At 67.6% G+C, this 10,780-nt stretch carries 10 protein-coding genes; 9 read left to right on the top strand and 1 reads right to left on the bottom strand.

Annotated features, from left to right (window positions below; translation table 11 throughout):
* Window positions 1-98 precede the first annotated feature (98 nt).
* Window positions 99-1,757, top strand: coding sequence for a rhodanese-like domain-containing protein (locus ACRDUX_RS39410; RefSeq protein ID WP_526422748.1), 1,659 nt, complete (start codon window positions 99-101; stop codon window positions 1,755-1,757).
* Between the two features lie 25 nt (window positions 1,758-1,782).
* On the opposite strand, the gene ACRDUX_RS39405 is transcribed toward ACRDUX_RS39410, so the two are convergent.
* A complete protein-coding gene (locus ACRDUX_RS39405) occupies window positions 1,783-2,712 on the bottom strand; it encodes a TIGR03564 family F420-dependent LLM class oxidoreductase (RefSeq protein ID WP_526422746.1) in 930 nt (309 codons plus the stop codon).
* 245 nt (window positions 2,713-2,957) lie between these two features.
* Here ACRDUX_RS39405 and ACRDUX_RS39400 point away from each other — a divergent pair, with 245 nt between their 5' ends.
* The 8 genes from ACRDUX_RS39400 to ACRDUX_RS39365 form a co-directional block, all read left to right on the top strand.
* Complete coding sequence (locus ACRDUX_RS39400; RefSeq protein ID WP_526422744.1) at window positions 2,958-3,851, top strand: ABC transporter permease; 894 nt, start codon at window positions 2,958-2,960, stop codon at window positions 3,849-3,851.
* Window positions 3,848-4,579 (top strand): ABC transporter ATP-binding protein, encoded by a 732-nt coding sequence (locus ACRDUX_RS39395; RefSeq protein ID WP_526422742.1) that lies wholly within the window; start codon window positions 3,848-3,850, stop codon window positions 4,577-4,579. The genes ACRDUX_RS39400 and ACRDUX_RS39395 overlap by 4 nt, the downstream gene beginning before the upstream one ends.
* Window positions 4,580-4,614: 35 nt before the next feature.
* Window positions 4,615-5,667 (top strand): ABC transporter substrate-binding protein, encoded by a 1,053-nt coding sequence (locus tag ACRDUX_RS39390; RefSeq protein WP_526422740.1) that lies wholly within the window; start codon window positions 4,615-4,617, stop codon window positions 5,665-5,667.
* A 34-nt stretch (window positions 5,668-5,701) separates the two neighbouring features.
* Entirely contained in the window at window positions 5,702-7,036 is a 1,335-nt protein-coding gene (locus tag ACRDUX_RS39385) for an LLM class flavin-dependent oxidoreductase (RefSeq protein ID WP_526422738.1), read from the top strand.
* 27 nt (window positions 7,037-7,063) lie between these two features.
* Entirely contained in the window at window positions 7,064-8,662 is a 1,599-nt protein-coding gene (locus tag ACRDUX_RS39380; protein WP_526422736.1) for an FAD-dependent oxidoreductase, read from the top strand.
* An 8-nt stretch (window positions 8,663-8,670) separates the two neighbouring features.
* Window positions 8,671-8,991, top strand: a complete 321-nt coding sequence (locus ACRDUX_RS39375) for a 4Fe-4S binding protein (protein WP_526422734.1) — start codon at window positions 8,671-8,673, stop codon at window positions 8,989-8,991.
* An 80-nt stretch (window positions 8,992-9,071) separates the two neighbouring features.
* Complete coding sequence (locus ACRDUX_RS39370) at window positions 9,072-10,382, top strand: NtaA/DmoA family FMN-dependent monooxygenase (RefSeq protein ID WP_526422732.1); 1,311 nt, start codon at window positions 9,072-9,074, stop codon at window positions 10,380-10,382.
* A 32-nt stretch (window positions 10,383-10,414) separates the two neighbouring features.
* Window positions 10,415-10,780 (top strand): LLM class flavin-dependent oxidoreductase (locus ACRDUX_RS39365; protein WP_526422750.1); only part of this gene is annotated, 366 nt, incomplete at its 3' end.

Below are 10,780 nucleotides of genomic sequence, written 5' to 3'. Positions count from 1 at the left end.
GCGCACGGCGGCGCCGACGGTTTCGTGGTGAAGGTGGGCCGAGACTCCTGTCGGATAGCCGATCACATTCAGCGGCAACGAGATACGAAAGAGAAGCGATGACACTATCCCTTGACGGACAGGCCGGCGCCGACGCGCGCGAGCAGCACACCACCATCACGGCCACCGAATTGCGTGCGCTGCTGGAGGCACACGCCGATGTCGTGCTGGCCGACGTCAGTGAGGGGGACGCCTACACCGGTGGTCACATCTCCGTGGCTGTGCCCCTACCGGCCAGCGAGGTGGAGCTGCGGCTGCCCACCCTCGCCCCTCGGCGCACGGTGCCCGTGGTGTTCACCTCGGCCGTCGACGACGGACTGGCCCATCAGGCCGCCGGCCTGGCAGGCGCCATCGGCTACACCGACGTACGCGTACTGGATGGCGGCAATCCGGCCTGGGTGTCAGCCGGTTACCACCTGATCACCAACTTCAGCGCGCTCAGCAAGGCGCTCGGCGAGTACGTCGAACGCCGCTATGGCACACCGCGGCTCACCGCAGAAGCGCTGAAAGCCAAGATCGACGCCGGCGAGGACATCGTCATCCTCGATTCCCGCCCGTTCGACGAATACCAGGCGATCAGCATTCCCGGCGGCATCGACGCGCCAGGACCGGAGCTGCTCTACCGCGCCTTCGATCAAGTCAGCAGGCCCACCACCCAGGTGATCGTCAACTGCGCAGGCCGCACCAGGGCCATCATCGGCGCCCAGACGTTGATCAACGCCGGCTTCCCGAATCCGGTGGTATCGCTGGAGAACGGCACCACCGCATGGCTCTTGGCCGGCTATGAGCCGGGCCGTGGTGACGACACCGTGGCAGCGGTGCCCAGCGACACCAACCGTGCCAGGGCCGCAGCCGCCGCGCTCGACGTCGCTCGCCGATTCGGCGTACGCGAAATCACGCGTGAAGAGCTCGACGACGTCAAGGCGACGGCCGAGGACCGCTCGCTGTATCTCTTCGACGTCCGCACCCCCGAGGAATACGTGGCGGGACACCTCGACGGCTTCCGCCCGGTGCCCGGCGGCCAACTCGTCCAGAAGACCGATTTCCACATCGGCAGCCGCAACGGTCGCGTCATCCTCGTCGACGACGCCGACGGGGTTCGTGCCCGTACCACCGCCACCTGGTTGATCCAGCTCGGGCTGCCCGACGTGACCGTCTATCTCCTCGATGCGGACGACCAGCTGGTGACCGGTGGCCAGATCGTCGTCCCGTCCTCCGCCGAGTCGGCCGCGCCGACCGTCGGCGTCGAAGAGCTCGCCGACCTACTCGATGGCTCTGAGCCGCTGCCGCTGGTGGTCGACCTGGAGCCGGCAAGCCCGTATGTCCATGTCCGCCATCACATCCCAGGGTCGGTGGTCGCACGCCGTTCCTCACTGCACCGCACCCTGTCGTCGGTGGCGTCCGACACCGCCATCGTCTTCACGTCCTCTGACGGCAGGCTCGCCCGGCTGGCTGCCGCACAACACGCGACACATCGTCCGGTGCGCGCGCTGGCCGGCGGGACCGACGCATGGCGGGCGAGTGGTCGCCCCGTCGAAACCGGGTCAGGACAGGACGCGCTCGACCCGGCCGAGCGCATTCCCGAACCGCTGACGCTCGAGAAGCGGCGCGCCAACCTCGACTGGTACGTCGCGTGGGGCGACAACATCGTCGCCGAACTCGAACGGGACGGGTTGGTTTCCTTCGTCGACGCCATCGACGACAGTGCGGCTTCCTGATCGGCACCGTGTCCTTCGATGAGCTTCACGGCGATAGCGAACGCAGCAGTTCCGTAGTCCGCGAGCGCGTCTCGGCGTCACCGTGGGGTGAAGCGACGAATTCGGTCGCCCCGACCTCGGCGAAGCGGCGCAGTCGCGAGCTCACCTGGTGCTCGTCTCCGATCAGGCATACGTCCGCAATCGAGTCGACCCCCTCGGCGTCGAGCATTCTGCGATAGGCGGGCATGTCGCCGGCCTGGCCGATCGTCTCGAGAATCTCGGCACGGGCGGCCTCCGCGTCGTCGGTGACGACGACCGGCAGACCCACGATGATCTGGGGCGCACCGCGGCCGACGCCTTCGGCCGCGGCGCTGATGCGCGGAATGACCCGGGTTTCCAGTGCTTTCGGTCCGGTCATGGTGACGATGGTGCCGTCGGTGAGTGCGCCGGCGACGTCGAGCATCCGTGGTCCCAGTGCCGCGGTGATGAGCGCCGGTGCAGGCGCACCCGACAGGTCGACCTGTCCCACTGCGGTGATGCGATCCCCATGGTGATCGACCGGCTCACCGGCCAACGCCGGCGCCAACACCTCCAGGTATTCACGAAGGAAGGCCGCTGGAGCGTCGTAGGGGTAGCCAAGCATGTCGGACACCATGAAGCGGTGGCTGACGCCGATGCCAAGGATCAGCCGTCCTGGAACCGTCGCCGACACGGTCAGCGCCTGGCGGGCGAGCGCCAGTGGATGCTGGGTGTAGGCGGCCACGACGCCGGTGGCCAGCTCGACGTCGGGGGTCCGGCTTCCGGCGAGGCCGAGCACGGTCAACGCGTCCCAGCTCGCCACGCCAGGGGCCGGCTGAAGCTGCGGTACCCAGATCCGGGCGAAGCCCGCCGCAGCGGCGGCTTCGATCTCTGTCAGGACGCCATCGACACCGGAGGGGTCCTTGCCCTTCGGATAGACCATCACGGTGAGCTTCACGGTGTCCTCCCTCGACTGAAGTGCGGAGACTGTCTCCGGTCAGTTATACGGAGATAGTCTCCGTTTGTCGAGACGGCAGATCGGCGGAATCACCGAGAGCGTCGGCCAAAAAGAATCCCGCCGATTTCATAGCTCGGCGAACGGGCACCGCTGGTTCATGGTGTGTGCAGACCTCGAACGCGTGAATCGCGCGACGGTCCAAGCGCCATGGGGCGTTCGAGGTGCGACCGACTGGAGAAGACCCGATGACGAACCTCACTTTGGCGAGCCGAGGGGACCCCGAATCCGCGTCGGCCACCGCCATCCCGACGCACGCCAGAGACGTCTTCCTCCCCGCGAACTCCCGGGAGCCGGCGTCCTGGGCCGCCGTACGGCGGCGGCTGCACTGGCCGCTCGGCATCTACACCACGCCGGTGTTGATCCTCGTCGTCTGGGAGATTCTCGGCCTGACGGGAATCCTCCCTGCGCTGTATGCACCCGCTCCGACCGACATCGCAAGCACGGCGGTGCAGTTGTGGAAGGACGGGGTGCTCGGCCCCGACCTGGCGATCTCACTGCAGCGTGCCGGCCTCGGCCTTGCGCTCGGATTGAGCGTGGGCATCGTGACCGGGGTGCTTGGCGGCTTTCTCCGACGCGGTGAATACCTGTTCAATGGTCTCGCCCAGATCCTCAACACCATCCCATTGCTCGCCGTATTGCCGTTGATGATCGTGTGGTTCGGCATCGACGAACTGACCAAGGTTCTGCTGATCGCCTTCGGTGCAGGCGTACCGATGTACCTCAATCTGTTCGCCGCCATCCGTGGCGTGGACCACCGTCTGATCGAGATGGCCCGCTCGACCGGAGCGGGATGGTGGCGCGTCGTCAGCTGGGTGCTGTTGCCCGGCGCACTCCCCGGATTCCTGGTGGGACTTCGCTTCTCACTGGCCTACAGCGTGCTCGGTCTGGTGGCGGCCGAGACGGTCAACGCGGACCAGGGGCTCGGCTTCCTGGTCACCCAGGCCCAGACTTACCTGCAGACCAATCAGGTCTTCGTGGGCCTGGTGATCTACTCGATCCTCGGCCTGCTTGCCGATCAGATCGTCCGAATTCTCGAACGGGTGCTCCTGCGGTGGCGGCCCAGCTATGAGGCGACATGACCGCTGCGGGCGTGACCTCACCGCTCCAGCAGACGGGCGTGCTTGCCGAGCAGATCGTCCGCACGTTCGACGACCGCACCGTTCTGGACCATCTCGATCTCGTGATCGATGACGAGGAACTCGTCGTCCTCCTCGGACCCTCCGGCTGTGGCAAGAGCACCCTGCTGCGACTGCTGGCCGGGCTTGACCGGCCAGACGGCGGCCGCATCGAGGTACCGGCCAAGCGCGCCATCGTGTTTCAGGGCGACCGACTTCTGCCGTGGCAGCGTGTGTTACGCAACGTCACCCTTGGCCTCCGTGGCTCGGACGCCGACGAACGAGCCCGCAAGGCGTTGGCCGACGTTCACCTCGCCGGCCGTGAAAGAGCCTGGCCCAAGCAGCTTTCGGGCGGTGAGGCTCAGCGGGTCGCACTGGCGCGCGCCTTGGTCGCCGAACCGGAGCTGATCCTGCTCGACGAGCCCTTCGCAGCACTCGACGCGATCACCCGGGTCCGGATGCATGATCTGGTTCGCGAGCTACGCCGCAAACACCACGCCTCGATGCTGCTGGTCACCCACGACGTTGACGAGGCGATCGCCCTTGCCGACCGCATCGTAATCATGAGCAACGGACGGATCGGCAGCTCCCACCGCGTCGAGTTGTCGGCCGCTGACCGGGAGGCGAGCGTCGCCCGCGAGGAACTCCGACTGGCGCTCCTGGCGGACCTCGGGCTAGCCAGCAACCACTGATCTCTTCGCCTCGCCCATCCCGCACAGGAGAACCCATGTCCCACAGATCCCTCCGAGTGATCGGCGCCGCAGTTCTGCTCACGGTGGCGACCGCCCTCTCGGCATGCAGTTCATCGGGGAAGGCGCCAGAAGGCGGCCCGCTGAGCAAGTCGGGTGACGCGTCGGCCGCCGCCCACCCCGAGTGGAGTCAGTACACCTTCACTCTCGGTGACAACGGCGGTGACGGCAGCGAGGAGTTGTCGAAGGTCACCGGCGCATTCGACGACGCGCCCTACAAGATCAAGTTCGCCCGCTTCGACTACGGTCCGCCGCTCGTGCAAGCGGCGGCCGCCGGGGACATCGATCTCGGTTACGTCGGCACCGTCCCGCCCATCACCGGCGCCGCGCAGCAGTACGGCTTCAAGATCGTAGCCACCCAGCACGGCGCCGATCCCACCAAGGCGGCCGAGAACATCATCGTGCCAAAGGATTCACCGATTCAGACGCTGGCGGATCTGCGCGGCAAGAAGATCGCCATTCCGCAGGGCAGCTCCGCCCACGGATTGGCTCTGCTGGCGCTCAAGAGCGTGGGCCTGACCCCGAACGACGTCCAGCTCGTCTACCTCAGCCCGGCAGCGGGAGCCACGGCGTTCAACACCGGAAAGGTGGACGCGTGGTCCATCTGGAACCCACCGTCGGCGATCGCGGTCAAGGGCGGCGCCCGCATCGTCGCCAAGGGTCTTCCGCCGATCGACCAGGTCAACAACTACTACGTGGCAACGGACAAGTCGCTCAACGATCCGGCCCGGCGGGCGGCGCTGGCGGACGTGCTGACGCGCGTCGCCCGGATCTTCAACTGGGCCCAACAGCACCCCGACGAGTACGCCAAGGCGATCGTGAAGGAAACCGGTATTCCCCTCGACGACGCCAAGGCCACCGTGGACGCCTACCCCTTCAAGGTCACCCAGGTCCTGCCCGAGGACATCAAGGCCGAGCAGGACCTCAGCGACGCCTTCCTGGAGGCCGGTGAGATCAAGAAACCGGTCGACGTCACGAAACTCACCGACAACCTCCTGCCCGACGGCTTCGACAGCACTCAGTCGTCCTGACGCAGAACCGATTTCCAAGCAATGGAGACGACCAATGGTCACGCAGAGGCGTGAACTGCATCTCAACGCCTTCCTGATGGAGGCCGGCCACCACGAGGCGGCCTGGCGGCTACCGGAGAGCAACCCGCGGGCCGACTTCGACCTCGAACACTGGATCAAACTCGCACAGCTGGCCGAGGACGCGAAGTTCGATTCGCTGTTCCTGGCCGACGGTCCGTCGCTCACCGGAAGCGGCGCGTTCCGACCGCCCGGCCAGCTCGAACCGTTCACCCTGCTGACCGCGCTGTCGCAGCACACCAGCCGCATCGGGCTGATCGCCACGGTTTCGTCGACGTACAACGAGCCGTACAACCTGGCCCGCCGCCTGGCGTCGGTCGACCACGTCAGTGGAGGTCGGGCGGGATGGAACATCGTCACGTCGGCGGGTGCCGACGAGGCCGCCAATTTCGGGCTCGACGACCGACCCGACCACGCGGCCCGCTACGAGCGGGCTGACGAATTCCTCACCGTCGCGAAGGCATTGTGGGACAGCTGGGAGAACGAAGCAGTCCTGGCCGACAAGGCCTCCGGTCGCTACGCCGATCCAAAGCGCCTGCACGCCATCGGCCACGTTGGCAGCCACTTCAGGGTGGCGGGCGCGCTGAACGTCGAGCGCCCGCCTCAGGGGCACCCCCTGTTGGTGCAAGCCGGATCATCGGATGACGGCAAGAACTTCGCCGCCCGCCACGCGGAAGCCATCTTCACCGCGCATCAGACCTACGAACGCGCGGCGGATTTCTACCGCGACATCAAGGCGCGGACGACGGCGGCCGGTCGTGACCCCGACGCGCTACTGGTGCTGCCGGGCATCGTGCCGTTCATCTCCTCGACCGAGGAGGAGGCGACCCAGCTGGCACGGCAGTATGACGAGCTCCGCATCCCCGAATACGGTCTGGCGCAGCTGGCCTGGAACTTCGAGGTGGACCCGTGGGTATTCGAGCTCGACGCGCCACTGCCCGACTTCATCCTCGCGCGTCCGAAACTCGAAGGCTCGCAGAGCAGGTCGGACCTCATCATCGAGCTCGCGATCCGCGAGAACCTGACCGTTCGCGAGATCCTGTCGCGGCTGGGTGGCGGTCGGGGCCACTTCACGTTCATCGGCACACCAGAACAAGCCGCCGACACGATCATCTCGTGGTTCGAAGGTGGCGCTGCCGACGGCTTCAACATCATGGCGCCGGGCCTGCCGTCGGAGCTGGAGACCTTCGTCGAACACGTGCTGCCGATCCTGCGCGGCAAGGGGCTCTTCCGCGAGGACTACGAGGGCGCCACTCTTCGCGAACACTACGGTCTCTCCGTCCCCGCAAACCAATTCCATCGCGATGCCTGAGGGCTCAAGGCTCGGCAGAGGAGTGTCATGACGAAAGTTTTTGCCGAGGGCGTGCTTTCGACGGACGTGCTGGTGATCGGGGGCGGCCCGGCGGGCACGTGGGCCGCCATCAAGGCGGTGCAGGCCGGCGCCGACGTCGTCCTGGCGGACAAGGGCCACACCGGTTCCAGTGGTGCGACCGCGTCGGTCGGAACCGGTGTCTGGTACGTCGACGACGTGCCCGAGCTTCGGGAGGCGGCGATGGCCAGCCGGGAGTCTCTCGGGGGTCACCTGGCCGAGCGCCAGTGGATGACCCGCGTGCTCGACGAGACCCATGCGCGGATGGATGAACTCGCCGACGTCCAGCGCTACCCCTTTCCGGTCGACGCGACTGGCCGCCCCATCAGGGACGACCTGCAGGGGCCGGAGTACATGCGCCGTCAGCGCACCCGGGTGCAGCGGCTCGGGGTGCGCATCCTGGACCACACCCCTGCCCTGGAGCTGCTCGTCGACGAGGACGGCGTGGTCTCGGGGGCGCTTGCGCTCGACCGCAACTCGGGTCACGTCGTCCGCGTCGAGGCCGGGGCGGTGGTGCTCGCCGCGGGCGGCTGCGCCTTCCAGTCCAAGACGCTGGGGTGTGACGTCAACACCGGCGACGGCACACTCATGGCCGTCGAAGCCGGAGCGGCCCTCTCGGGGATGGAGTTCTCGAACTCGTTCGCCATCGCGCCCAAGGGGACCTCGCTGACCAAGACCGCGTACTACTCGTGGGCGACGTTCTACCGGAGCGACCGGACGCCCATCGAAGGGGCGGGCAGCGCCAGGGGGCGCACCGTCATCGCCGAGACCCTCCGAGAGGAGCCGGTGTTCGCGCGGATCGATCGCGCCACCGAGGACCAGCAGCGCGCCATGCGCAAGGGCCAACCCAACTTCTTCCTCGTCTTCGACCGTCTGGGGATCGATCCCTTCACCGACTTCTTCGAGATCACCCTGATCGCCGAGGGAACCGTCCGCGGCACGGGCGGTGTCCGGGTCGCCGACTTCGACTGCTCCACCGACGTGCCAGGCCTGTATGCCGCAGGCGACACGGCGACGCGCGAGTTGATCTGCGGCGGATTCACCGGCGGCGGCAGTCACAACGCAGCGTGGGCGGCGTCCTCCGGCAGTTGGGCGGGACGAGGCGCGGCGGCGTTCGCGATCAGACGGAGCTCTCGCCCCGACGCGCTGCGACCGATCGGCGGCGCAGGCCTGCGCCCCGATGGACCGGTCGGGCTCGACTACCGGGCGGTGACCAAGGCCGTCCAGCGGCACGTGCTGCCGCACGAGCACAACTTCCTGCGCCACGGTGACCAGCTCCGCGCGGCACTGCAGTCGTTGCACGACACCTGGTCGGCGGTGCGGGACGGGTTGGGCGCCACCGGCGAAGACGTCTTCCGAGCGAGGGAGGCGGCCGCGATGGTGGCCCACGCCCGGTGGATGTATCACGCTGCCCTGCAGCGCACCGAGACGCGCGGTATGCACAAGCGCACCGACCACGTCGAACAGGATCCCGGTCAGCGCCACCGATTGCTGACCGGCGGGCTCGACGCGCTGTGGACCCGACCCGAGCGCGTCGGCGCCGCCGTAGGGGGCGGACGGGCCGCATGATCGAGATCGTGGCTAGCGAGCGCTGCATCGGTTGCGACCGTTGCATCGAGGTCTGCCCGACCAGGGTATTCGACCGCGGTGAGGACGGCGTGCCGGTCATCGCCCGCCACGACAGCTGCCAGACGTGCTTTCAGTGCGAGGCGTACTGCCCGACCGACGCGCTGTTCGTCTCGCCGTTGACCACCCCGGCCTCGGCTGAATCGGATTTCCGCGACGCCGCGCGTCTGGACGCGACCGGACTGCTCGGCGGCTATCGGCGTGAACTGGGTTGGGGGCGTGGCCGCACGCTGGGCGCGCGTAGCGCCGTCGGTCCCGAGTACCCGGGCTGAGTGGACCCCAGTCACCCAATTGAGTTCTCGTCAAGTTTAATTGGCCGTCTCCGTGACCGGCCGGAGTAGGTTCTACGATCGTGCCCAGACAACTCCATCTGCTGGCCTTCGGGAACACGCGCTCGGCCGGTCCGTGGCGGCACCCGAAACTGGACAACAGCCCCTCCGGTGTCCGGCGTAGGCTGATCGAACGCGCCAGGGTCGCTGAAGCCGGGGCCTTCGACGCCTTGTTCTTCGCCGATGGGCTCAACTACGGCCCACCTGCGACGTGGGCCTACAAGACCACCGAGGACTTCGAGCCGCTGACCACGACCGCGGCACTGTCCTCGGTCACCGAGCGGATCGGTCTGGTGGTCACCGGCTCGGCCACCCTTGCGCACCCCTATCACCTGGCCAGGCAGCTGTCGTCGCTGGATCATCTCAGCGGGGGGCGGGCGGGCTGGAACCTGGTCACCAGCTTCGCCGAGGCGGCGGCCGACAACTTCAGCGCCCGTGGGGTGGTCGCCCACGACGAGCGTTACGGGATCGCCGAAGAGGCGCTCGACGTGGTGCGGGCGCTGTGGGACGGCTGGGGTGAGGACACCATCGTCGAGGATCGAGCCTCGGGAATCTTCAACGACGTCAGTAAGATTCACGTTGCCGACCATCACGGTCGGCACTTCGACGTCCGCGGTCCGATCGGCTCGGCACGCTCACCGCAAGGCCGTCCGGTGCTGTTCCAGGCCGGATCCTCACCCACCGGTCGGGGGTTCGCCGCCCGGCACGCCGAAGTGATCTTCACCGGGCAGGGCACCCGTGAACGGGCGCAGGAGTTCTACCGTCAGATCGGTGACGAGGCTCGTGGGCAGGGACGCGCCGCCGCACCTCTGATCACTCCGTCGCTGCGGTTCATCGTCGGTTCGACCGAGGGCGAGGTCGACCGGATCGAACGCAGCGCCTACGAATACTTCAGCCCGGAATACCAGGCGGGCTGGCTGCTCGAGGTGGACGTCGACGTCACCGGCGCCGACCTGGATGGGCCCGTGCCTGCGTCGGCGTTCCCCTCCAGCACCCAGACCCACCAGACTGCGCTGGCCGGATATCGCGCGCTGGCGGCCGACGGCAACCCGACGGTGCGGGAGTTCCTCTACCGCACGGTCAATGGCTGGGGGGCAAGTGTCGCCGGCACCCCCGAACAGCTGGCCGACCAGATCGAGGAGTGGTTCCAGACACGCGCGTGCGACGGGTTCGTGCTGCAGGACTCGGGGCTCCCGGGTCAGCTCGAGGACTTCGTCGAACAGGTGGTGCCGCTGCTGCGCAAGCGCGGACTGTTCCGCCACGAGTACGGCGGCACCACACTGCGGGACCATCTGGGATTGGCCGTGCCGCCACGGTTCGGACGGTCGGCGTGACCCCAACACCGTTGGTGCTGTCGGCATTCACCATGTCGACGGTGTCGCACGGCAACTACGGACTGTGGCGGCACCCCGACGACCGCACCGCCGAATACACCGGCATCGGCTACTGGGTCGAACTCGCCAAGACGCTGGAGGCCGGCGGGTTCGACATGCTGTTCATCGCCGACGCGGTCGGTCAACTCGACGTCTACGGCGGGGATGCGACGGCGGCACTGGTCCACGCCATCCAGACGCCCGTCACCGATCCGCTGCTCGCCGTCTCGGCGATGGCCGCCGCCACCACGACCCTCGGATTCGGCGTCACCGTCTCGACCACGTACGAGGCGCCGTATCTGCTTGCGCGCAAGTTCAGCACGCTGGACCACCTGACCGGCGGACGCATCGGTTGGAAC

Origin of the sequence: Mycobacterium sp. (assembly GCF_050701675.1) — a bacterium.
GTDB lineage: Bacteria > Actinomycetota > Actinomycetes > Mycobacteriales > Mycobacteriaceae > Mycobacterium.
The sequence above is the reverse complement of the archived record's forward strand: the minus strand, read 5'-3'. Positions and strand labels throughout refer to the sequence as shown.

Bases quoted from the DNA above. Each gene is read 5' to 3' on its own strand.
- ACRDUX_RS39410 (WP_526422748.1), top strand. From the start codon at position 99: ATGACACTATCCCTTGACGGACAGGCCGGCGCCGACGCGCGCGAGCAG.
- ACRDUX_RS39400 (WP_526422744.1), top strand. From the start codon at position 2,958: ATGACGAACCTCACTTTGGCGAGCCGAGGGGACCCCGAATCCGCGTCG.
- ACRDUX_RS39395 (WP_526422742.1), top strand. From the start codon at position 3,848: ATGACCGCTGCGGGCGTGACCTCACCGCTCCAGCAGACGGGCGTGCTT.
- ACRDUX_RS39390 (WP_526422740.1), top strand. From the start codon at position 4,615: ATGTCCCACAGATCCCTCCGAGTGATCGGCGCCGCAGTTCTGCTCACG.
- ACRDUX_RS39385 (WP_526422738.1), top strand. From the start codon at position 5,702: ATGGTCACGCAGAGGCGTGAACTGCATCTCAACGCCTTCCTGATGGAG.
- ACRDUX_RS39380 (WP_526422736.1), top strand. From the start codon at position 7,064: ATGACGAAAGTTTTTGCCGAGGGCGTGCTTTCGACGGACGTGCTGGTG.